The organism is Odoribacter sp. AF15-53, assembly GCF_003479425.1.
Taxonomy (GTDB): Bacteria; Bacteroidota; Bacteroidia; order Bacteroidales; family Marinifilaceae; genus Butyricimonas.
Genome location: NZ_QUHC01000002.1, coordinates 156,708 through 182,759 on the forward strand (window position 1 = coordinate 156,708; position 26,052 = coordinate 182,759).

The following is a 26,052-nucleotide window of genomic DNA, read 5'->3' on the forward strand; positions in this document are numbered from 1 at the left end:
CAGGAAGCTTTCTTTGAAATAAAGCCTCCCTCTAGCAATCTCTTCTCTATCGTTACACTTGGACAATAAGGAAATTCCCTCGCAGCACCTACGGAACATAGACCGAAATGAGTGTCTATGGTATGTTCGTGTTATATAGTTGTTATGTTCTTGATCTAGAGAAAGGGTTGCTCAACCACAGGCCACGGAGGGGTTACTCCCGAATAATAGTCGTAATGATGAACTTGGATGGGCTATAAGCTTCAGCAAAGAAATTCAAACAGGCTCTTATTCTTCCCGATTTATTCCTAAATTTGCAGACACTCATAAAAAATCAAACGTTATGAAACCGACCTTTCAACCACCAACTCCCGAAATTCTCGAAAACCTGCTCGGTAAAGACCTCTATCCCGTGTGGACGTCCCTCTGTCAAAGAATCGAACAGAAGTACGAAATGGAGCAACTTTGGAACAAGGGGTACAAAATATGGGATTATGAATACAAATACCGTAGAGGGGGGAAAACACTTTGCGCTCTCTATGCCAGGGAAAATGTATTCGGGTTCATGGTCATTCTCGGAAAGGATGAACGTGCGAAATTCGAGACAGAACGGGAATACTTTTCCAAAGATGTACAAGAAATGTATGATCAGGCGACCACTTATCACGACGGAAAATGGATCATGTTCGAGCTAAAAGACACAAGCCTGTTCGGGGACATGGAACGCCTCCTGCTCATCAAACGCAAGCCGAATAACAAGTTATTCCATCACCAAAGAGTTCCGAATCTCCCCGCTGATCAACAATAACGATAACTCGGATACTTTCGCTTGATACAAAGCAGACAGTTTCCGGTCAACGGCATCAATATAACTACGTTGGAACTCCCGGAATTCAATCCCGGAAAGCGAACCGAGCTTGTATTTTTGCAAAGCGGCATCCAAGTTAGCCTCCGCCACGTCGGCACTCTCGATCTCGAAATTCACCATCAGCAGATTGTTCTCGTAAGTATTGTACAACAAGGCCAAATCACCCAGAGTTTCTTTCTCGACCTCTTGGTATGAAAGTTCCGTGTTTTCCAATTCGAGTTTGGCATTCTTGATCTTTGTCCGATTCTGCAAACGGTTGAATATCGGTACATTCAACGAGAATCCCCAATAAAAACCGTTTGTCCGGTTCAGCGTGTTGTTAGACGAGGGAGAATCCGTTTTGTTATAGTTATACCCGGAACTGAAATCCAGTGTCGGGAACAGCACGGCCCGGGTATTCTTCAAGTCCAATGCAGAAATCCTCTGGTCCTTTTTAGCCATCAATAAGGTTGTATTCCCCTGTAATGTCTTTGCCTCCAATGTACCTAAAGCTAACTGAGATCCCAACAGGATCGTGTCCTGCACGTAATTCACCAGTTGCAGGTCGGCATTCATTAATTTATTTAACGTAATATAAGCACTTTTCAACGCTTCTCTTTGCCGCATGTAAGCAGAACTGTCCGAGTTCAGATCTATTTTCGCTTGTCGAGCTTCCAATCCCGACAGATTTTTAATCTGATAACGAACCTGAGCTTCTTCATAGCGCTCGGTCGAAATCTCCAACGAGTGACGAACGGCAATCAATTTATGATGCTGTACCAACACGTTATAATAAGCGGAACTCACGTTTACAATCAGATTCTCCACGGCTTGCTGCACGGCAAGTTCTCCCATGGCCAGCAACTCTTTTTGTTTCTCGTGGGTGGTAAACATTTCCAGACCATCAAACAGACGCCAGTTCAAGGCGACCCCCGCCGTGTAATTATCCGTTTTCATGTCGGACACTTTATTCACTTCTCCCGCACTATTTTCCGTCTTCGAGTCATTCCGGGTCTGCGTTTGCTTAGCGTTGGCCTCCAACGTCGGCAGGAAGGTCGAATAATTCAAGTTATTTTTATCCATGCGAGCCTCGTTCCGGATAATCTTGATCGAAAAATTGGATTCCAAGGCTTTTTCCAAACACTCATCGAGGCTCACGCGCTGTTGCGCGTGGCAATTAAAAATTGAAAGTTGAAAATTGAAAATGAATAATAGAAGTACGGACTTCAAAACCATTCCTTTATATTGTATCTTTTGTTTCATCATAATTCACGTCATTCAAAATAGGGTTATCTTTTAATCTTCAATTTCCTCAATGATACGGACTTTTTTAGCTGACAGATAGGTGTAGATAGCCGGGATCACGAACAAGGTCAACAGGGTGGAACAAACCATTCCCCCGACAACCGCTATACCCATGGCGACACGGCTCTCGGCTCCGGCTCCCGTGGCCATTGCCATCGGAAGGATACCCAATATCGTCGACAGACTGGTCATCAGAATCGGGCGCAAACGAGACACGGCCGAATCCTCGATCGCCTCCCGCATGGATAGACCTGCCGCCTTACGCTGGTTGGCAAATTCCACGATCAAAATACCATTCTTCGAAACCAATCCGACCAACATAATGATACCGATTTGGCTGAAAATATTCATCGTCTGCCCGAAATACCACAAGGCAACCATGGCCCCGATCAATGCCAAAGGAACCGTAAACATGATAATCAACGGGTCGCGGAAACTCTCGAACTGTGCAGCAAGTACCAGGTAAATAAATACCAAGGCCAACATGAAAGCGAACATCAAACTGGAAGAACTTTCCACGAAGTCTTTAGAAGTTCCAGACAAAGTGGTTTTGAAGTCATCGCTCAACACTTCGTCAGCGATACGATCCATTTCCTCCAATCCTTGTGAAAGCGTTACTCCTTTCGCCAATCCGGCAGAAACAGTAGCCGATACGAAGCGATCGTAACGATACAACTGGGGAGGCATGGAACTCTCGCTGATTGAAATCAAGTTATCCAAATGGATCAAATCCCCACTATTATTTCGCACGTAGATTCCTTTCAGGTCACTCGGCTTGTTCCGGTTCTCCCGATCCAACTGACTCAATATCTGGTATTGTTTTCCATTCATGATATAATACCCCACGCGCTGCTCGCTCATCGTCAACTGGAGGGTTCTGGCAATATCTTGCACGGAAACGCCCATACTGGCAGCCTTGTCACGATCTATGTTAATGGTCAATTCCGGTTTCGTGAATTTCAAATTCAAATCGGACGCCGAGAACTTGTCGCTCTTGTTCACTTCGTCCATAAACACGGGCAATATAGCTTTCAAGTCATCCAGATTTTTAGCCTGAATAACGTACTCCACGGGAAGTCCACCCCGGCGTCCGCCGAACGTCTGTTGCTGCGATACCAGCGTACGTCCTCCCGTAAACTCCCGTACTTGAATTGCCAACTCGTCAGCAATCTCCTGTTGCGTACGATCCCGCTTGTCGGCATCCACCAACCACAATTGCAGGCTGGCCCGGTTGGTCTGTCCTCCCCCGATAAACTCGATCACTTTTTCCTGTTCGGGTACGGTTTCCTCCACGAAAGAGGAAATCTCGTCGGCATACCGGCTCATGTACTCGTAAGTAGCCCCCTCCGGAGCCACGGAGTTCAAGCGAATATTCGAACGATCTTCCAAAGGAGCCATTTCCGAAGGTATCAATAACCAAAGCAGGTAGATGGATACACCGGATATTCCTAGTATGATTATAGACCAGTAACGTACTTTCAGAAAACCTCTCAACCAACGGCGATATACCCGGTTCATCCCTTCAAAGAAAGGTTCCGTTTTCCGGTAGAACCAGTTCTGTGCGGCAGTCCGGGTCAACAATTTCGTGGAGATCATCGGGGTAAAGGTCAGGGCCACGAAAGACGACACGCATACCGCCCCGGCAATAACCACGCTGAATTCCCGGAATAAACGTCCCGTGGTTCCTTCCAGAAAGACAATCGGGAAGAACACGGCTACCAACACGACCGTTGTGGCGATAACGGCAAAAAAGATCTCGTTCGCTCCCTTGAATCCGGCCTGTAAGGGAGTCATTCCCTGCTCAATCTTTGTGAAAATATTCTCCATCACCACGATAGCATCGTCCACCACCAGACCGATAGCCAGAACGACCGCCAGTAAGGTCAAGATATTAATCGTAAACCCGGCAATGTACATGATAAAGAAAGATGCGATCAAAGACACGGGGATTGCCAACACGGGGATCAACGTGGTACGCCAGCTTCGCAAGAAGAGGAAGATGATCAGAACGACCATGATAAAAGCCTCGAAAATCGTGTCCTGCACCTCGTTAATAGAACTTCGTATAAACACGGTGTTATCAAAAGCGATCGTTGCATCTACATCCTCCGGCAGGTCCTTCTCCAAATCTTTCATCACCACGTACGCCCGATCGGCAATATCAATATAGTTCGCTCCGGGCTGGGGTATCAAAGCACACATCACCATCGGGACCCCGTTACGTTTGGCAATACTACGAGTATTCTCGGCATCCACTTCCGCGGAACCGATATCCTTGAAGCGAACGATCTTCGATCCCTCCCTTGAGATAACCAGGTTATTAAAGTCGTCAATTGACATCAAACGCCCCAACGTACGAATCGTCAATTCGGTATTATCTCCCTCCACGCGTCCGGAAGGTAACTCTATATTTTCTTTCTCCACGGCAGACTGCACGTCCATCGGGGTCAAACGATGCGCGGCCAACAAGGCCGGGTCCATACGCAATCGCACGGAATAACGCTTTTCTCCCCAGATATCCACGCTACTCACGCCGGGAATAGTCTGCAATCGTTCTTTATAATAACGTTCGGCATAAGTACTCAAATCAATCAACGAACGTTGACCGCTTCGCAAAGAGACCGCGAAAATCGGCTGGGCATCCGCATCCGCCTTGTACACGGTCGGGGGATCAATATCCTGAGGCAATCGGCGCAACGTACCGGACACTTTATCACGCACGTCATTAGCTGCCGTCTCCAAATCCACGCTTAACTCGAATTCAATCGTGATCCGGCTCTGCCCGTCACGGCTCGTACTGCTCAAGGAACGAATTCCCTGAATACCGTTAATAGCCGACTCCAAGGGTTCGGTTATCTGAGTCTCGATCACGTCGGCATTCGCACCCACGAATGAAGTTGACACGGATATCACCGGGGGGTCCACGCTCGGATAGTCACGCACTCCCAAATATAACAACCCGATAGAACCGACAATAACCAAAAGCAAATTAAGCACAGTCGCCAACACGGGACGTTTTATACAGGTTGAAGATAAACTCATTTAATTTTAGATTTAATGATTTTAGATTTTAGATTGCAAAAGCCTACTAATTTTTTGATTTATGATTTCCGATCAAGTGATTCTATTGATTCTGTGATCAAGTGATTCCAACCGTACGACTCTCTCGCTCTTTGTCAATAATCACCAAATCATTGAATCGCCAATCAATGAATTTATTAATTGTTCACCGTGACACTTACCACCATTCCTTCCCTTAATTGCATCAGCCCTCCGGTCAGCACGGTGTCCCCGACTTGAATACCGGAAGTGACTTCCACGTATTTGGAATCCCGGCTATCCGTTTCCACGGGTACACTGGTTGCCTTTTTATTTTTCACCACCCACAAACGTTTACCGCCCATTTCCGGCACGACAGCCTCGGTCGGGATAAGCATGTATTCCAATCCCTCCTCGGTCCTCAAATCCCCTTTCACGAACATCCCCGCTACCAAATTTTTAGTATTCCGGTAACGTGCCCGCAAATTAATAGTGTGTGTTGACACGTCGGATTGTGGATCAACGGCATAAACCTCGGCCTCTATCGTGTAATCCAACCCGCTGGGTTGGAACGAAATTTTCCGGCCGATCAAAGGCACGTCAATATATTTCTCGGGAATCGAGAATTCTACTTTTAAATAAGAATTATCGACTATCGTCGATACCTTCGTACTGGGTTGCAAATAACTCCCCTCGCTCACGGACCGGAATCCCATTCGCCCATCAAAAGGAGCCCGAATTTCAGTACGTGCAATTTTCACCTTTAACAATTCGATATCCGCCAAGTTCATATTATACTCGGTTTCCAACTGTTGGAATTCCTCCAGACTGATAGACTCCCGTTTTAACAAAACCCGCTGCCGTTCCAACTTGGCGGCAAGCTGTTTATCCTGAAACTCGGCCCGGGACAACTGGGCCTGCAAGTCCGAATCATCCACTTTAACCAGTAATGTACCTTTTTTGACCAAAGTTCCTTCTTCGAAAGCGATCTTCACCACTTTACCCGCAGTTTCCGAAACGAGTTCGACCTCCTCGTTCGCCACCAACAATCCAGTCAAGGGAATACCGTTCGTGGACGTGGATAGGGAAGCGATCACTCCTGTTACCGGCAAAGCGCCCCGCACCGCGGTCTTGGGAGCGGATGTAGACGTTGACTTACTTTTATCTGAAGAAAAATCTAAACGAGGTATTAGTATCGCCCCCACAACAACAACGGGGATACCAATTTGTAAAACTCTCTTTAACCCTTTGTTCATATTTAATAAATTACATGCAATTACATTCCTGTGTCAGCCAAGCGTTCACAAGCATTCACGACACTGTTGTTAAGACATCAAATATCCCCAAAAGTTTATCAACAAACAGTTAAGAGTTTGTTAAATTAAAGAGAGGTTTCACACTTTTTATTTAAAACCAGTGTTTCCATTTAAACACGATGTAACCGAACACGGAAAAGAGGATCGAGATCACGATCACGATCAAAAAACCGTAAGGATTCTCTTCCAGCGAATTCGGAACATTCATCCCGTACAAACTAGCGATCAGGGTTGGTAACATGAGTATAATCGAAATAGAGGTCATTCGCTTCATCACGATATTCAGGTTATTGGAAATAACAGAAGCGTAAGCATCCATCGTCCCGCTCAAGATATCGCTGTAGATACGGGCAGAATCCTGCGCCTGTCTCAATTCGATTTCCACGTCCTCCACCAAATCCTCGTCAAAGAACTGACGTTGCACTTTCAGATTTTTCATCTTGATCAACAAGTTATCGTTCCCCCGCAAAGAAGTAATAAAGAAGACCAACGATTTCTCGATTTTCAACAACCGCTGCAACTCCTCGTTACGAATAGAACGCTCCAGCTCGACCTCAGCCATGTGCATCTGGGTATTAATCTGTTTCAGATATTTCAAATACCACACGGAAGCGGACAGGAACAAACGGAATACCAGATCCCAATTATTGGCAATCTCCAAGTTTTTCCGGATCACGTAATTGATAAAGTCGGGTATCATTTCCGTCCCGTAGTAACACACGGTCACGAAGACATCTCCCTTCACGATAATACCCAAAGGCACCGTGATAAAAGGTATACTTGTATCAATAGATTTAAACGGGATACGCAGAATCATCAGCGTCCACCCCTCTTCCACCTCCAAACGGGAACGCTCGTCCACGTCCTCGATGTCATCAATAAAAGCTTCCGGAACACCCATTTCGTCGATCAGGTAGCGAAGATCTTCCTGAGTTGGTGAAACAACATTAATCCAGCAATTCGGTTCCCATGCTTTCTTCTCCAAGAACCCTACTTTACCCATTAGGAAAGTTCTCATAATAATCCTCCTTCAATTTACGAATAGAGGCTTTTTTTCCGAGAACCCCTATTCAGATTAATACTGTTGATGATAGTCGTCCATATCTTGTTCTATGAATTTTGCCACAAAAATAAACTTTTATTTTCAGTTCGAACCTTTTGAAGGTGAATTATTTTTTCAAATCAATAAATACCGGAAGATGATCACTATACCCCCCGATATACCGAGGCCCCCGGTATGTCGGTTTCGGACGAATTCCAAACATTCCACGTTCTTCCTCCATCAAGAACCCGGCGTCATAAACACTCATCTTTCGGGATGCCCGCACCCCAGACTCCCCGTTCAACAGGCTACCGGAAACAATCACGTGATCCAATGTCTGCCATTCCCCCCGGTAGCGGTAACTACCGTAAGGTTTCCCCAAGAGATAATATCCGGTATTATACAATGCCCCAGATTCAAGCATCCCGTCATCCGGCTTTCGGGCTTTCAATACCTGTTGGGCCGGGGTATCCGCTCGCCCATTCAAATCTCCCATGATCACGATCATCGCTCCCGGGTGCGTATTTTGTATCGAATCAACCTTCTGCCTCACCACCGAAGCTGCCTTCACCCGCTTCCATTCACTTTTGGCCTCGCCCCCTCTCATGGAAGGAAAATGACAAACAAAAAAATGAACCGTATCACGTTCTCTCATGATCCCTTCACAATAGAGAATATCCCGAGTGGTCTCTCCCGCCTTCAAACGCACGGGAAAAAAACAAGCATGTATCACCCGGAACAAATCCTCCCGGTAAAGCAGGGCAACATCTATCCCCCTCCGATCGGGAGAATCGGCATGCACGATTCCATACTTCCCGTCCGACAACCCGGTCTTCCCGATCAGGTCTGACAAGACCGAACGATTTTCGACTTCACTCAACCCGATAATTCCGGGCAAATCACCTTCCCCGACCCCGATCAACGCTTTTGAAAGATGCAACAATTTTCGAGTGTAACGCTCCCGGGACCAATGCTGCCTTCCCTTGGGAGTGAAATCATCATCTGCCGTCAAGGAATCATTCCGGGTATCAAACAAATTTTCCACGTTATAAAACACCACCCGAACCCTTTCGATCTTCTGCCCCGGGAGCAGAATCGGAACCAAAAGTAACAATATACTCGCTTTTAACAACATCCCTAAAGCAAGATGAGATGTTTCTCCAGTAAACTCATAATTTTGTTTTTCAACAGACTGGCATTAATCGGTTTGGCCGTGTAACCACTAAAACCGCTGGCCATAATCTTCTCCTCATCGGACGCGTAAGCATAAGCCGTAACCGCGATCACCGGCACAGAATCCGAATGCTTACGGATCTCCTGCACCGCCTGAAAACCGTTCAGTTCCGGCATATTGATATCCATCAACACCAAATGCGGCTCATGCTCTTTAAACAATTCAACAGCCTCCAACCCGTTCCACGCGTGAATCAGATTATAATCCTTCTTCAGGATAGACTCAAAAAGCATGTAATTACTCGGATTATCCTCGGCAATCAATATTTTAAGTTTGCTTTTCTCGACAATCTGTTGAGCCACCGTCTCTTTTTTCTCTTCTTGTATCTGCAACTTCACGGCACTATAGGGTATCGTAAACCAGAACGTGGTACCTTGTCCGAGTTCCGATTCGACCCCGATCTTCCCACCCATACGTTCCACGATTGTCTTGCAAATAGACAAACCGAGTCCCGTACCTTGGGCAAAACTGTTCAACTTGACGAAACGATCAAACACCGCATCCTTTTTATCCGGGGCAATACCGCATCCCGTATCGGAAACATAGAAATAAAGAGAATCTTTTTCCAACAAATGATAACCAAAACGAATACTCCCCTTTTCAGTGAATTTTATCGCGTTGGTAACCAAATTGGTAATCACCTGAGTCAACCTGTTCCTCTCGGAACGGATACAACATTCCGGCAAACAATCTTCAAAATGGATGACAACAGCCGAGGAAGTCAAACGCAAGGAAGTTGACTGTTCCAACTCGTGCAACAAAGCGTTTAAATCGAACTCGGAGTACACAAATTCCATCGTACCCGATTCTATTTTGGAAAGGTCAAGAATATCACTGATCAACTGTAATAGCAACGTGTTATTATTCTCGATAATATTAATGTATTCTCTTTTCTCTTCCTCAACATCCGTGGACGCCAATATATTCGAGAACCCAACGATTGCATTCAGAGGAGTACGAATCTCGTGGCTCATGTTGGCCAAAAACGCAGATTTCAAACGATTGGATTCCTCCGCGTGTTCCTTCGCTTCCCGTAACGCCAACTCCATGCGCTTTCGTCCCGTGATGATCACCGACGAACCGACCAGAGACAAGGGTTTTCCGTCCGCATCCCTCTGGTCAATAGCTGCCTGTGCTTCCACCCACTCGTAAGAATAATGATGATCGCTCCGGTCCAGCACCCGATACTCCTCTCTTATTTTATTGACCTTTCCCGCTATCAACGCGGTATAAGCGATCCGAACCCGGTCTCGATCCTCCCGATGAATTTTAGAGAAATATTGATCCTCCGGAACAGACAAAGAAACTTCGCTAGCACCACAATGTTTTAATTCTATCGGACGATTTACATCACACATCACCGTGTGACTCTCCAGATCCCAACGCCAGGGAGTTATACTAGCCACGTCAAGAGCCATCGACAATTTATCGTTCACGGCTTCCAGCATAGATTTCGTTTTCCGCAAATCGGTCACGTCCACGCAGAATATATCCACCATTCCTTTTTCCATCGAAGCAATACTCAGCACCTCGTAGTATTTTTGGGTGGCTTTATGATAATACTCTACCGTGAAAGACATCTTCTCGGCAAACATTTTCTTATACAATATGACAAATTCCGAGAAGCGATTATTCGACAATTCATCCCCCTTTTTCCCCACGACAAAATCCCTTGTTGCAAAACATTTCTCAAACATCGGATTCACCTCTTCTATCTGATAATTCACGATCTCTCCCCGGGCATCATAAATCAACCGGTGTTTCATGTAGGCAAGCGGCATATTCGTGAAGAGAGCCTTGTATTTCTGAAGCAACAACATCTCCCTGTCATGCATACCTTTTTCCTTTTTCAAAAGTCGCACCCGAATCCACATCAGATAAGTCACGAACAATAAAATGGCGATCACAAGCAACATATAGCGAGACTTCTCCCAAAAACTTTCCGGGGCAAAAAAATAAATAGCATTATCCGGATACAAAGATGTCGGAATCCCGGCTTTTTGAAGCATCGGATAACATAAATAATACTTCGATTCGCCCGCCATTTGATTAGGGATATTCCGAGCCTCATTCTTCACGAGAACCTCCCTTACCGTCTTGGCCACGGTATGTCCGAAATCCGATCCCAAATAGAAATATCCTCCGGCAAGCTCCCCGTTAGTAACACCCACGTCCTTCAACGTAAAGACCGGGTGATTATCAAAATGACTGATCGTCCGGTGGTTATTGGAAGAAAGGTATTTATTACCAGCGAGAACATTCCGCTGGAACCACGAATAATAAAGAACGCCTACTTTTTGAATATCGAAAGAATAAATAGAATCCAGCATACGATCCATGCTTATCTGGCCCTCGACAAAATAAGAAACTTCAAGATCCGGAAAATATTCCTTACACACTTGTCGCATATTATATCTCACCTGACAACTTATATAACGCTCATCAGATATCAACACGATTTTTTCCATCTGAGGCAATAACAACCTCATCTCATCAATGGTCTCCTTTATATATATCGGACATTCAATCAAAGTCACGTCCATCCCCTTCAGCATATCGTTCAACGGGATGATATTATCAGGAGTGATCTCTTTTTTTTGATAAAGAACATTCAAAGGACTCACGTAAAATTCTTGCGCGCACAACACGACGGGAACATCTTTCCAGATCCCGTCAAAAAATTCCCTGAAAACACACAACGCACTATTCCCCAACACGACAATACACGAGGGTTTGGAACTATATTTTGTCAGTACGTACTCTCTCCTTTCCTCGGCCCCCGTCTCGTCATCCACCAGAAGCATGTTGAGGGATTCCACACAAACATCCTCCTTTATCGAAGGATCTTTAATTAAACTATCAATCGCGTAATTCGACCAAATAGCAACATCCGTGTAAGAATTAAGTATTAAAACATATCCCCGATCATGAATCTTCGCCTCTACAGAAACACTAACAAACCAACAAGTTATAAATAAACCAACCCTCAATATTCTTTTAAACCACATGACACTCTGCCTTTATACAAACATTGTACAAAGGTATAAATATCTTATCAAGAATCAACCCTATTTAGCTTAAACTTTGAAAGATTGCGTAAATATAACTCACTATTCCCCGGACATACTTTCCAGCTCTTCCCAGTACTCCAACGCCCGCCTCGTGTGAGGGATCACGATTGTTCCGCCGACCAGATTGGCAACCGAGAAAATTTCAAATAATTCCTCCGTGGTCACGCCATATTGATGACATTTTTCCAGATGATATTTGATACAATCATCACACCGCAACACCATGGAAGTCGCCAAACCCAACATCTCTTTCACTTTCGAGGATAAGGCCCCGTCTATATAAGTATTCGTGTCCAGATTATAGATACGTTTTATCACTTTATTATCGCCGGCCAGTATTTTCTCGTTCATCTTGGCCCGGTACGCCCGGAATTGCTCCACCATTTCACTCATAACACAAGTAATTTACTACATGAATAATTTTAATATATCGTTAATGTTCGCGAACAACAACAAGAACAACAGGAAGAACATCCCGACAATCTGGGCATTCTCCATGAACTTCTCGTTGGGCTTACGGCGGGTAATCACCTCGTACAACAGGAACATCACGTGCCCCCCGTCCAACGCCGGGATAGGCAACAGGTTCATCACACCCAGAATAAGCGATAACATCGCCGTTAAACTCCAGAATGACGGCCAATGCCAATAACCGGGGAATATACTCCCAATAGAGATAAAACCACCCACGGAACGGAATGCTTCCGGGTTTTTAAACAGCTTGAATTGCTTCAGATAGGTTTGAATTTGATTGATCCCCTTGTCAATTCCCGCCGGGATTGCTTCTAGGAATGAATATTCCTTCACGGCATATTCAAAATCGTACACCACTTTCGGATACACCCCGATAACTTTATCCGCCCCCATCGTTATCGAGAGGAATAAGGTATCGAAACCCCGCAATACTTTCACATCCAGCACGCTATCCTGACTAGAGCGTATTAAATCAAGATACTCGTTCAAATAAGTAAACCCGCGACCATTAATCTCCACCACGGTATCTGTCACTAACATTCCCGCATCCCGCGCCGGAGACTTATCCCCGAACTGTAGGATCGTTCCATCATATTTTAATCGAGGTTCCAACAAATCACCCCGACTAAATCCTTTCGAAGAATAAGCCAGCATATCGTTAACCAACGTTGACGGGAGATTGATATTAACCAATTCTCCATCCCGGATCACCTGCATGGTTTTAGGACTTTCCATCAATATATTAATAATGATATCCCCGAAACGTTCCACCTTCTTGTTATCCAACGACACCACGATATCCCCGTCACGCACCCCGGCGTTCAGCATCAGCGAATCACAGACAACACCGTATTTTGCGTTCTCGGCGGGTAAATACTGTTCTCCCCACGCGTACATCATCATGATGTAAATGAAAAAAGCCAACACAAAATTAACAAACACCCCGCCAATCATAATAATCAACCGTTGCCAGGCCGGCTTGGAACGGAACTCGTAAGGCTTTGCAGGTTCCTTCATTTGCTCCAGATCCATCGACTCGTCTATCATTCCCGCGATCTTCACGTAGCCCCCCAGAGGTAACCACCCCATACCGTATTCCGTCTCTCCCTTTTTGAAGCGGAACAATGAAAACCACGGGTTGAAGAAAATAAAAAACTTCTCTACCCGCACCTTGAAAATCTTCGCCGCCACGAAATGTCCCAACTCGTGCAACATCACCAGAATCGAAAGACTCAATAAGAACTGCAATATTTTTACTAATACCTCCATATACTAAGTTTATGATTTTAGATTTACGATTTTAGATTTAATTAATTCTGTGCTTTCCGATTAGGTGCTTCCTGCCGTACGAGGCTAACGCTTTTTTTTCATAATCACAGAATTATTCAATCGGCAATCTCTGAATTGTTTCATTCTAAATTTTGCACTTTAATTGTTTCGCAACTTCCCGTCCTTCCCGGTCGGAAGCAATATAATCATCCAACGAAGGAGTGGCGATATAATTCACCTTTTCCAGCGTTTGCTCGATCACGTCGGACATCGCCGTGAAAGAAATTTCATTCTTCAAGAAAGCGGCAACCACGATTTCATTGGCAGCGTTCACCACGCAAGGAGCGTTCCCGCCCCGGTCCATCGCCTCGTAAGCCAAACCCAAATTGCGGAAAGTCTTCATGTCCGGTTTCTCGAAAGTAAGATCGGAATAAACCCCGAAATCCAAACGTCGGATTTCTGAATGCACCCTTTCCGGATAAGTCAATGCGTATTGAATAGGTAAACGCATATCCGGCACTCCCAGTTGGGCTTTTATATTACCGTCCTGAAACTGCACCATGGAATGCACCACCGATTGCGGGTGAACCAGCACCTCGATCTGCGAGGGCTTTACCCCGAACAACCACTTCGCCTCGATCGCCTCGAAACCTTTATTCATCATGGAAGCCGAATCAATCGTGACCTTCGCCCCCATGCTCCAATTCGGGTGTTTTAAAGCCTGCGCCGCGGTAACCGTTTTCAAATATTCATAATCACGTCCCCGGAACGGTCCCCCGGAAGCCGTCAATAATATCTTTTCTATCGGGTTATCATGCTCGCCTACCAAGCATTGAAAAATAGCCGAATGCTCCGAATCCACGGGCAATATCGCGACCTTATACTCCTCCACGAGGCGATTGATCAGATCCCCGGCAACCACCAGCGTCTCCTTGTTCGCCAGAGCGATCGTCTTACCCGCCTTGATAGCATTTATCGTGGGCAGCAACCCGCTATATCCCACCATGGCAGTTACCACCACGTCAATCGCGGCTGTCTGCACCACTTGGGCGATAGCATCACTCCCGGCATATACCTTTACATCCTCGTCTTTCAACAATTCGGTCAACTCGGAATACTTCTCCTCGTTCCCGATCACGACCATGTTAGGTTTAAACTTCTTGGCCTGTTGCGCCAGTAACTCCACCTGATTATTCGCGGTGAGCACTTCTACACTAAACCGCTCCGGATTGGCCTCGATCACCTGTAACGTTTGTGTCCCGATCGATCCGGTCGATCCCAATATCGCTATATTTTTCATTATTCAACAATCATCTAACCTTAAACCTTCCCTATCACCAATTCCCTCATTTAAATTTGATAAACGTCTCCGGGTTCAACGGCTTCCCGGCTTGCCATAACTCAAAATGCAGGTGCGGCCCCGTGGTCTCCTCCCCCGTGTTCCCCACGATCGCTATCGCTTCCCCCGCACGCACGAAATCACCCTGCTTTTTCAATAACACGGAATTATGCTTGTAGACCGAAACCAGATTCCCGTTATGCTGCACTTGAATCACGTATCCCGTTTTCAAGGTCCAATCCGTGAAAATCACCACGCCATCTAACACGGACAACACGTTCGAATTCTGTTTCGCCACCAAATCCACCCCGTAATGACGGGTCGTCTCGTCGAAATGATTCGTCACGACCCCATCCAACGGGGAAAAGAAATGGTAAAAATCATCATCCGAGGAACTGACCTGTCCCAAGGCCAAATTATACCTCTCCTCTTTCTCCACGATCTCCCGGAAACCGGCCTCTTCAGCAGACATACCCAACATGGAAGTATCGTAAGACACCTTCACGTTCTGGTGCATGGCCTCGTAACTAGCCGTATCCAGCTCTTCATCTCTCAATATAGTCTGTATAGAATAAAGGAAACGATCTTTCTTCTGCACCTCATTTAACAAAGAATCAACGCGCAAAGCATTCTGCGTGATCTGGCGCCTCAATTGCTGGCTCGGATAACCGGGTATAAACTCACGCAGATTCGTGAAAGCGATCAGCATGATTGTCAAAATAACTAATATTACAATCAACGTACTCAAAGCCGTGAGCACGTGCAAAGGCGAAAGTCGAAGATGCATCACCTCCTCGTAAGTCGACTCGTTAAATATCGTCAACTTGTAGCGGTTCTTCAACTTATTCCAGTATTTCCGTTTCTTCGTACCCATTCAATTATTTTTAGCCTTCAAAAATAGTATAAAAATCCAACTTTCCGAGTCACCGGGCGCACAAAGTTTTATATAGTCCGAGAGATCAAGTAATTTTCAACACAAATCAGGATACAAACCCATCCCGACATTCCCCTCCCGCCCTCCGGTGTCCCGCCAATATGCCGGCCACTCGTCGGGGGTAAACCAAGGATAAGTTCACGATCCGCGTCGGCAACTTATCGGTAACTTATCGGCAACTTATCGTTAAGTTATACACGCGCCACCCCGGCAAGGAAGTTGAAAACAGGAAGAATTCAAGAAGCTTTAAACGTCTCCGGGTACTGGAATATCCGCAAATGAAAATAAGGAATCACGGCTAACAAGTGATCGAAAATATCGGCCTGCACTTTCTCGTAAGCCACCCACTCTTGTATCCGGGAAAAACAATAGATCTCCAGCGGGATGCCCGTCGGACCGGGCTGTAACTGCCTGACCATATAGGTCATATCCATATTCAAATTAGTATTGGCCTCCAACTTGCGCACCGCGTATTGCCGGAACACGCCCAAATTCGTCAACCGTCGTTCATCCAACACGTCCGCCTTCCCCTTGTTCTGCTCGTTCAACTTCGGAAGCATGTCCTCGATATACCCTTTCAACACTTCCGACTTTCTTAATATGTCGATCTCCTCGTCTGAAAGAAAATGCACCGAATGCATGTCAATATTAATATAGCGCATAATACGCCGTCCGGCAGACTCCTCCATTCCCCGCCAGTTCGTGAAAGAATTAGACACCAGTTGATACGTGGGAATCGTCGTGATCGTCATATCCCAATTCTGCACTTTCACCGTGTACAAATTAATTTCCAGCACCGTCCCGTTGGCATTATTACTCGGCATCACGATCCAGTCGCCGATTCGCACCATTTGATTGGCCAGTAATTGCACCCCCGCGACAAAACCTAAAATCGCATCCTTGAAAATTAACATCAATACTGCCGCAAAAGCACCCAAACCAACCAATAGATTGCGAGGAGATTCCCCGATAAACTCGCTGACAATCGTGATAATAATTGCCGAGACCACGAAAATCTTGATCACCTGCACGAACACCTTGATCGGGCGATCCTTCGAGATCGGGTACGACTCGTAAATCCGGTTGATTGAATCCAGCACGGCGACAATAACGAATCCCGCCACCACCAAAATCCACCCGACAATAAAGCGATGAAACAACTCAATATGATCCCACTTCCCGTACACGATCTTAAAAGCGAAATCAATAAATATAGGAGGAATCAGGTTAAATATTTTCTGAAAAACATGTTCCTCGAAAAAAACATCATCCCATGTTGTCTTCGTCCGGCGAACCATCCCCCCGATCAAACGGGTAAGCCCCTTGCGCAAGAAAAAAGTAAACAGAAAAGCGATCAGGCAAATGACCCCAATCTGTAACAACACCTCAACCGCCGAAGCCGTCGAGGGATCTTTAATTCCCAATTTCAACCAAGAAAACCACTTATTTACATCTATTTTCAACAGCATCATATCATTTCTAATTTTTAAAGTCCACAAGGTGATATAAAGTCTATAATTTTGTGATCTCCGCGAGGTGCTTTCTTCACAGCAGCATTAGCTGCCGAATCACTGAATCTACAATCTCCTAATCACTGAATCCCTCAATTTAAAATCTAAAATTTTTATAGCCCGTTACTGTATACGACTCTCCTCCCGATAAGTTAAACCCAATTAACAACGAATCGTTCTAAATTATCTAAAAACCCCTCTATTTTTCTCTATTTTTACACTTATCCCATAAATTAACGTTAAAGATTTAACGTACGAGGACAAAATTAGTTACAGTTTACTATATTTGCAGACACAAACATTAAAACATTAAAATAATTCGTATGGCAAAGAAATTATTAATTGTGTGTGCCTTATTGGCGTTGATCAGCAGCAGCTTGTTCGCCCAATACGATATGAAAGCACCACTTCCCATGGATCCTAACATTCGGATCGGGAAACTAGCTAACGGTTTGACTTATTACCTCCGCCACAACGCGGAACCGAAAGAACGGGCAAGTTTTTACATCATCCAAAACGTGGGAGCCATCCTAGAGAACGATGACCAAAACGGTTTGGCCCACTTCTTGGAACACATGGCTTTCAATGGAACCAAGCACTTCCCCGGAAGAAAAGGAATCACCAACATGTTGGAAAAACATGGTGTTGAATTCGGTAGAAACGTGAACGCTTACACCGCACAGGACGAAACAGTGTACAACATCAGCGAAGTTCCCACGACAAACCCGGGATTGCTGGATACTTGTTTACTCGTACTTCACGACTGGTCACACTACCTTTTATTAGTTGATGAAGAGATCGACGGCGAAAGAGGAGTTATCACCGAAGAGTGGAGAACCCGGAGAAACGCAGGTTTCCGCATTCGCGCTCAAATGATGCCGGTTCTTATGAAAGGCTCTAAATACGCGGAGAGAGATGTTATCGGAGACTTGGATATCATCAAGAACTTCAAATATCAAACGCTTCGCGACTACTACCACAAATGGTATCGTCCGGACCTGCAAGCTATCGCCGTTGTTGGTGATTTCGATGTAGACCAAATGGAGAAAAAAGTAAAAGAACTGTTCTCTCAAATTCCTACCCCGGTTAACCCGGCCAAGAGAGAAACATTCACGGTTGAACCACACGATGAAATCTTGTTCGTATGCGCAACCGACAAGGAAGTAACCAACTCTTCCATAAGCGTGTACATCAAATACCCGGAAACTCCTGTTGCCGAGAAAAATCACCAGTACATGAAAAACGGAATTCTTCAATCCTTCTTCAACACGATGTTAGGACAACGTATTTCCGAATTACTTCAAAAAGGTAATCCTCCCTTCATCAACGCACAAGCCGGATTCGGCGGAGGCCTAGTTAGAGGTTGGAATGTTTACGCTATCTCCGCAACAGCAAAACCGAACGAAGAAGCGGGAGCCCTGGAAGCCGTGTATCGTGAAAACGAAAGAGTGAAAAGATTCGGATTCACCCAAGGTGAGCTTGAAAGAGCAAAAACCAACATGTTGGTAGGCTTGGAATCCGCTTACAAGCAAAAAGATAAAACCACCTCCGAAGATTATATCGGCGAAATGAAATCCAATTTCTTGGAAGGAGAACCCATCGTGGATTTCGATTATTATTACAATTTTGCCAAAGCAATCATCCCGACAATCACCGTGGAGGAAGTTTCCGCTTTAGCTGACCAGTACATCAACCGGAAAAACATGGTTATCATCGTACAAGGTCCGTCCGAAGGTGTAAAACACATCACGAAAGACGAAGCTATCGCAGTCATGGATAAAGTTGAGAAATCTCAATTAGAACCTTACAAAGATCAATCTTCAGAAGCATCTTTGATCACGGAAGACCTGAAAGGTTCCAAGATCATCGCTACTAAAAAATTACCGCAATTCGATGCAGAAGAATGGACCTTGGAAAATGGGGCAAAAGTAGTATTCCGCAAAGCAGATTTCGAAAAAGACCAAGTACAAGTAACTTCTTACAGTAAAGGTGGTACCTCATTATACGATGTTGACAAATTGGCTTCTGCCATGGTTGCAACACAATTCATCGGGGCTTACGGACTTGGCGATTACGATGCTATTACCCTGAGAAAATTATTGACCGGTAAACAAGCTAACAGTGCCGTTAGCATCGGTGGACTTTCAGAATCAGTAGGAGGAGCATCAACCCCGAACGATTTCGAAACCATGATGCAATTGATCTATTTGCGTTTCGAGAAACCTCGTTTCGACAAAGAAGCTCACGAAGCCATGATGCACCGGAACTACGCTGCTATCGAGAACGCTCCTATCACCCCGCAAAAGATTATGCAAGACTCTATCAGCATGATCATGAGCAATTATAGCAAGAGAAACTTGATATTCAACAAAGAATTCTTGGATAAGATCAGCCTGGAGCAAATCGAAGAAATTTATCGTGACCGTATCAAAGATATCAGCGACTTCACCTTCTTCATCGTGGGTAACATTGATGCAGAAACCGTAAAACCGTTAGTAGAAAAATACCTCGGTTCCGTAAAATCCTACAACCGCAAAGAAACTTGGGTAGACAACAAGGTTAGAGGCCCGAAAGGAAGAACGGAGAAAGTGATCGAACTCGATCTGACTACACCGAAATCAACCGTGATCACCAACTTCTCTAAAGATATGAAAGTAACGATCCCGAACAACCTTTGCTTGAATATCCTAAGAGGCGTACTGGATGCAAGATACTTGACCAACATCCGCGAGAAAGAAGGCGGTACCTACGGAGTAAGCGTTCAACCCGGATCATCCAGAGAACCGTATGAAAGTTACAGTATGGCCATGAGCTTCGATTGTGATCCCGACAAGGCCGAGCACTTGAAATCATTAATCTACGCCGAAATCGACAAATTAATGAAAGAAGGCCCGACTCAGGAAGAGATCGACAAGGTAACCTCAATCATGAAGAAAAATAACGAACAAAGCAAGCCTCACAATGCTTATTGGATGAGTGCTATTCAAACTTATTATCTTCGTGGAATTGATGTTACCGACCCGAAAAACTTTGATAATATCATTGACAAAATCACCCCGAAAGACGTGAAGAAATTCACCCAGAAACTATTCAAGGGAGCTGACGTCGTTGATATTCTCTTCGTTCCGAAAGCAAAATAAATTATTGAATATATTAGAAAACGTCCGGGATTCACTTTCCGGACGTTTTTTTATAACTCAATAAAATCTACACGACATATTCATTCTCAAAAAATAATAACAGAGAAGTTCTATATATAATTTTTGATTATCTTTGCGTGAGAAGTATCCCTCATAATAAAAAAATGCGTCAAGACAATTATATAGATGTATCAACATGGGACAAGAAACAATTTCAACGATTTATCGAAAAAAACGCTTCTAGTTTCCGTGTTTTTACAACCCGTTACGTCCATGACAATGATGTGGCAGATGACATGCTACAAGAAGCATATATCAAATTTTGGATAAATCGCCAGAAAATTGGTAAGGTAATTTCTCCTCGCAACTATTTTTTCTCTCTACTGAAAAATTTAATTATTGATAAACGAAATTACTTTACTCGCCGCAGTATTGATTATGACGAAAAAGCTTATACAGAACTAGCTGACGAAGAAATCATTGAAGAGCATATCATAGAAATAGAAACTTCAGAACTAATCTCTCGGGCAGTGATGTTATTAGCCCCGAGGGGAAGACAGATCATTTTGATGGAACTAGACGGAAAAAATCTAAACGAAATAGCAAAAGCGCTTGACTTATCCATTAATACCGTTAAAACCGTTCGCTATAGAATGTTGAAGCGTTTATCCGAATTACTTTCTCGGGAAGATTTCAATTACTTCTTATCCCTCTCGGCAATTAACATCTTTTACATTTAATTTCTATTTATATTGTCATCGTTTTTCCCCTTTCACCCCGTCAATAAGGTAAAAAGTGATAGGTATGGAAAAGAAGAAACAAAATATTACTCGTTTAATTGCTTCGGCTGTATTAGGCATAAAACTTTCAGCCGAGGAGCAAAAGATATTAGATGATTGGTTGAAAAATAACACTCGGAATCAACGTGTTTTCGAAGAAGTCCAAACATTACGCGACGCGGATGAGATCCTAGAATTAGAACGAAAAGGCTATCCGCTTCATATGGCCACTCGGGTATTACAACAGATCGAAGAAAATCAAAAACATTCAAAACATTACTGGATAAAGTGGATAAGTGGCGTGGCTGCAGTGCTCGCGGTAACAATATTCATATTAACGTGGTCTCACGATAAATCCATTAAACAACCATTGGCACAATCAGAATCCACAGAACAAATTGTTCCCGGTAAAGTGGAAGCTATATTAACTTTGGCAAATGGAGAAAAATTACATATTACCGATACAACCAATATCGAAATATTACACAACAAACTAGTAACAAGTGATAGTACCACTTACAACACACTCACAGTGCCTCCAGCAGGAGAATTCTTCTATATGCTCTCAGATGGAACACAAGTTTGGATCAACTCGGATTCTGAATTACAATTTCCTGCAAATTTTGAAACCTCTAAACGCCAAGTGAAATTACGAGGAGAAGCATTCTTTAATGTAACTCATAATCAACAACGGCCTTTTGTCGTCTCTCTCTCCGAAGGAGACATTACAGTTTATGGAACTCGTTTCAATGTAAGCAACTACGAAGATTCTGATCTCTCGGCAGTATTAGTGGAAGGATGTATCGGTTTCTGCTCTAAACATGGAGACTCCGTTCTTTTGAACCCATCAGAACAAATGATATATAAAGAAGATAAAGACGAAATATCTGTAAAAAAAGTTGATACAGAATTGTACACGTCTTGGATTAATCACCGATTTGTATTCAAAGAACAAACCCTAGAAGAAATCATGACAACCCTTTCCAGATGGTATGGATTTAGCGTCAGGTTTGCCGACAAAGATGTCCGCTCAATTCGCCTTTCTGGACGACTAAACAGATACGACGATATCCGAGTCCTGCTTTACAGTTATGAAGAAGTAGCTAATATCCATTTCGACATCCAAGGACGGGAAATTATCATTTCTCAAAAAGATAAATAAAAAGAATCCGGAACTAAAATTGCGAGTTTCGGGACCGGATTCAGAATAATTATATAATTAAATTACAACGTTATGAAAAAAAAATTACATTTAAGGTGGAAACATCCACAAAAATTATGTGTTTTTTTAGCAACATGGCTAATCTGCTTGTGTCCGATCATGCTAGTAGCACAAAAAATCACAGTACATATTGGACAAGGAACGCTGGATCAGGCTTTTCAACAAATTATGAAGTCAAGTGATGTTGAAATCGTCTACAATACAGATCTTGCTGCCAATATAAAATGTTCGGCTGCAACATATAACCAGCAAGAAATTTCCGATATTCTGACAACCCTGCTACAAGGTACGTCTTTACAATTTCGTAATAAAAACGGGATCTATTTAATTACATCTAAATCAACACAACAACAGCGAGGAAAAATAACAGGTAAAGTGCTTGATAAAGATGGAAGTCCAATTCCAGGAGTAGCGATCATTATCAAAGGAACTTATAATGGAGCGGCGACTGATATTGACGGTAAGTTTGAAATACAAAACTTACAAGATTCCGTGTTTACGTTGGTAGCTAGTTATGTCGGGATGAAGACTAAAGAAATCCAAGTAAACATCAACACGAACATTGTGATTCGGATGGAAGAAGAAACGAAAGACCTAGAAGAGGTTGTTATTACTGGTTATCAAACCATTAAACATGAAAAAGTAACGGGATCTACCACCACGGTCACCTCTCGACAATTAGAAGAACGTTATACCACAAACCTTCTTAATAATTTGGAAGGACGCGTGGCTGGTTTAGTGACTTACGGGGATAAAACATTAATTCGTGGATCAAGTAGTATGCATGCCGAGACCAATCCCCTATTAGTTGTAGACGGCCTGCCAATAGAGGGAAAGATCGAGGACTTGAATCCCTATGATATTGAAAGTGTAACTGTATTGAAAGATGCTGCCGCAACTGCAATTTACGGGGCTAGAGCTTCTAATGGAGTTATTGTCATAACAACAAAAAAGGCAACAAAAGAAGGAACAACAGAAGTTACCTTCTCAGGTAATCTCTCAATCTACGAGAAACAAAACATGAATTATCATGACAATTTCTACATGAACCCGGCAGAACAAGTAGATTTTGAAAGTGCTTATTGGGATTATTACTATTCAGATGCAAATACCGATACCACCGATCCTATTGCCTCTTTTGAAAGCAGTTTAAACAGTTATGGAACGATTACTCCTTTACAATACGCTTATTACCTCCGTGCAACAGGTGAACTTTCTGATACAGATTTAGAAGCATACAAAGAAGAATTAAGACAAAACAATTTCGCGAAAGAATTTGGAAAACATGCTCTAAAACGCCAATTATTACAACAATATAACCTGGCGATTCGTACTCGGACAGAAAAATTAAATTCAAGCCTGGTATTCAACCTCAAACGAGACAATAACGGGATCATTAACTCGTATGATAATCAATTGAACATATCGTTCAAAATTTCCTATGACGTAAAGAAATGGTTGACCGCAAATTTCAATTTTAATAGCATCTTGTCAAAAACCAAAGAAAGTGCCAGATCCTGGTGTACTACTCCGTTTAATGTACCGGCATACTACCGTTTATTAAACGATGACGGTAGCTATAATTATTACTCAACCAACTTTAACCAATACTACACCTTGGACGACGAAAATCCCGCATTAAAATCAATGGATTTCAACCATTTAGAAGATTTAGGAATGGATAGCGAGATCACAGACAACCGGAATATGCGTTATCAAGGAGAATTACTATTCAAGGTCATTGATGGCTTGACAATAAATAGTTCATTCGTGTATGAAACAGAACGCAAAAACATATCAAACTATTCTGAAGCTGATAGTTATGTAATGCGTTTTCTTCGGAATGTATACACGACACAATCCGGAACAGATCCCAATTACACCTACACGTATATGATCCCAGAACAAGGAGGAAAATTAACAACACAAGACACCAGGGGAGAATACTGGACTATTCGGGGGCAATTAAATTTTCAAAGAACTTTTGCTGAAAAACACGCTGTAGACTTCATTGGCGGTTTTGAATTCAGAGAAACAAAAAGCAATGGTACCAAAGGAATCTTACTCGGTTATGATGATCAATTGCAATCACATGCCACAACAACCGTAAGTTTCCCGGATTTAAATAATTACACGTACACCACGTTTTTTGCCCCGGGTTATTCCGCACTCTCTTGCTACAATGTCTACATCAACCCCTATCTTGATATTATCCAAGAACAATGGCATCGCTATGCATCCGGATATGTGAATTTAACATACACTTATGACAATCGCTACAACGCGTTTGCTTCTTTCCGTAAAGATTATGCCGATTTATTTGGAGCCAATGCCAAGTTCCGTGGGAAACCGCTTTGGTCTGTCGGTTTGAGTTGGAACATCGGATACGAGGATTTCATGCAAGACGTGAAATGGCTGAACAGCTTGAAATTGCGTACAAGTTACGGTAAAACAGGAAACATCTACCAAGGAGCGACCAGTTATATGACAGCTTCTACGGGAACCTTAAACTACTATACAAACATGCAAAAAGCAAGCATTGATTCCCCTGCTAATCCCAACCTAAAATGGGAAAAAACGGCAACTACGAATATTGGTGTTGACTTTTCTCTCTTCGGTTACCGCCTGCGAGGATCATTTGACTACTATTACAAAAAAGGAACCGACATATTCTCTCAAAAGACTTTAGACGTATCTAAAGGATTTACATCCATGAACATGAATATGGCAAATATGAAAAACAACGGGGTTGAAATTACTTTATCCTATGATTGGTTCCGTGCTGACAAAGAAGGGGGGTTCTCTTGGACGTCATCCATGACTGCCGCTTATAATAAAAATGAAATTACCTCCATGGAAGTACAAGCAACTACCGCTAGTAGTTTAGCTGGGACTAGCTTCCAAACCGGATATCCAACAAGCGCGTTATTTTCGTATCGATACGCAGGCCTAGATCAAACCGGAGAAACGACAGAATTGGGACAACCTACATGGTACACGGAAGACGGGAGTAAAGTCGGAACGACAATCATGAGTGAAGACATCTCCGCTCTCGTTTATAGTGGACAAACAGACCCTAAAGTTAACGTAGCCTTAGATAATACCCTGCGTTACAAAGGATTTAACTTGAATTTCATGATGGTATATTACGGTGGTCATAAAATGAGGGCAAGAGAGTATTTGCAAATTTCCGCGCTACCTTATGGTGCGGCCACAGATTACCTTCTAAATAGCTGGACTCCGGAAAACACCGATACGGATGTTCCCGGATTTGGACAATACGGACCTAAAAATAATTCGAATGTTAGTCATCAATATTCTGACCTATTTGTTCGTCCGGCAGATTTTATCAAGATACGTAACATCACTTTCGGGTATTCCGTGCCAGAATCTTTAACAAGACAAATCGGGATGGAAAATTTACGATTAACTTTCCAAATAGACAATATTCCTGCCCTATGGAAGAAAAACAACGTTGGAATTGATCCTGAAACATTAGGCATCAGAAATCGCATGAAATATATAATTGGTCTTAATTTTAATTTTTAAGC

16 protein-coding genes are annotated in these 26,052 nt (G+C 43.6%); 5 read left to right on the forward strand and 11 right to left on the reverse strand.

Annotation, left to right across the window (positions count from 1 at the left end):
- The first annotated feature begins 322 nt into the window (after positions 1-322).
- The gene (locus tag DWW52_RS05280; RefSeq protein ID WP_118714429.1) at positions 323-787 is read left to right on the forward strand and encodes a DUF3788 domain-containing protein; all 465 of its coding nucleotides are present in this window, start codon (positions 323-325) and stop codon (positions 785-787) included.
- Here the strand turns inward: DWW52_RS05280 and DWW52_RS05285 are convergent.
- From DWW52_RS05285 to DWW52_RS05335, 11 genes are all read right to left on the reverse strand, one after another.
- Entirely contained in the window at positions 740-2,092 is a 1,353-nt protein-coding gene (locus DWW52_RS05285; protein WP_118714430.1) for a TolC family protein, read from the reverse strand. The genes DWW52_RS05280 and DWW52_RS05285 overlap by 48 nt on opposite strands.
- A 30-nt stretch (positions 2,093-2,122) precedes the next feature.
- Positions 2,123-5,173, reverse strand: coding sequence for an efflux RND transporter permease subunit (locus tag DWW52_RS05290; RefSeq protein WP_118714431.1), 3,051 nt, complete (start codon positions 5,171-5,173; stop codon positions 2,123-2,125).
- A 176-nt stretch (positions 5,174-5,349) separates the two neighbouring features.
- Positions 5,350-6,426 (reverse strand): efflux RND transporter periplasmic adaptor subunit, encoded by a 1,077-nt coding sequence (locus DWW52_RS05295; protein ID WP_118714432.1) that lies wholly within the window; start codon positions 6,424-6,426, stop codon positions 5,350-5,352.
- Positions 6,427-6,577: 151 nt separating this feature from the next.
- A complete protein-coding gene (locus DWW52_RS05300) occupies positions 6,578-7,504 on the reverse strand; it encodes a magnesium transporter CorA family protein (RefSeq protein ID WP_118714433.1) in 927 nt (308 codons plus the stop codon).
- 151 nt (positions 7,505-7,655) lie between these two features.
- Positions 7,656-8,642 (reverse strand): endonuclease/exonuclease/phosphatase family protein, encoded by a 987-nt coding sequence (locus DWW52_RS05305; protein ID WP_148315332.1) that lies wholly within the window; start codon positions 8,640-8,642, stop codon positions 7,656-7,658.
- Between the two features lie 23 nt (positions 8,643-8,665).
- Positions 8,666-11,770: an ATP-binding protein gene (locus DWW52_RS05310; RefSeq protein WP_118714435.1), complete on the reverse strand. Its 3,105-nt coding sequence runs from the start codon at positions 11,768-11,770 to the stop codon at positions 8,666-8,668.
- Positions 11,771-11,872: 102 nt separating this feature from the next.
- The gene (locus DWW52_RS05315) at positions 11,873-12,226 is read right to left on the reverse strand and encodes a carboxymuconolactone decarboxylase family protein (RefSeq protein WP_118714436.1); all 354 of its coding nucleotides are present in this window, start codon (positions 12,224-12,226) and stop codon (positions 11,873-11,875) included.
- Positions 12,227-12,241: 15 nt separating this feature from the next.
- Positions 12,242-13,576: an RIP metalloprotease RseP gene (rseP, locus tag DWW52_RS05320; protein WP_118714437.1), complete on the reverse strand. Its 1,335-nt coding sequence runs from the start codon at positions 13,574-13,576 to the stop codon at positions 12,242-12,244.
- Positions 13,577-13,721: 145 nt separating this feature from the next.
- On the reverse strand, positions 13,722-14,876 hold the full coding sequence (locus DWW52_RS05325) for a 1-deoxy-D-xylulose-5-phosphate reductoisomerase (RefSeq protein ID WP_118714438.1): 1,155 nt from the start codon (positions 14,874-14,876) through the stop codon (positions 13,722-13,724).
- A gap of 46 nt (positions 14,877-14,922) precedes the next feature.
- Positions 14,923-15,789 carry a M23 family metallopeptidase gene (locus tag DWW52_RS05330; RefSeq protein ID WP_118714439.1) on the reverse strand — a complete coding sequence of 289 codons (867 nt, stop codon included), beginning with the start codon at positions 15,787-15,789 and terminating at the stop codon, positions 14,923-14,925.
- A gap of 296 nt (positions 15,790-16,085) precedes the next feature.
- Entirely contained in the window at positions 16,086-17,321 is a 1,236-nt protein-coding gene (locus DWW52_RS05335) for a mechanosensitive ion channel family protein (protein WP_233556711.1), read from the reverse strand.
- A 362-nt stretch (positions 17,322-17,683) separates the two neighbouring features.
- Between DWW52_RS05335 and DWW52_RS05340 the strand changes: the two genes are divergently transcribed.
- From DWW52_RS05340 to DWW52_RS05355, 4 genes are all read left to right on the forward strand, one after another.
- The gene (locus DWW52_RS05340) at positions 17,684-20,500 is read left to right on the forward strand and encodes a pitrilysin family protein (protein WP_118714440.1); all 2,817 of its coding nucleotides are present in this window, start codon (positions 17,684-17,686) and stop codon (positions 20,498-20,500) included.
- Positions 20,501-20,664: 164 nt separating this feature from the next.
- On the forward strand, positions 20,665-21,240 hold the full coding sequence (locus DWW52_RS05345; RefSeq protein ID WP_118714441.1) for an RNA polymerase sigma factor: 576 nt from the start codon (positions 20,665-20,667) through the stop codon (positions 21,238-21,240).
- Between the two features lie 64 nt (positions 21,241-21,304).
- On the forward strand, positions 21,305-22,441 hold the full coding sequence (locus DWW52_RS05350) for a FecR family protein (protein WP_118714442.1): 1,137 nt from the start codon (positions 21,305-21,307) through the stop codon (positions 22,439-22,441).
- 72 nt (positions 22,442-22,513) lie between these two features.
- Positions 22,514-26,050: a SusC/RagA family TonB-linked outer membrane protein gene (locus DWW52_RS05355; protein ID WP_118714443.1), complete on the forward strand. Its 3,537-nt coding sequence runs from the start codon at positions 22,514-22,516 to the stop codon at positions 26,048-26,050.
- Positions 26,051-26,052: the final 2 nt, after the last annotated feature.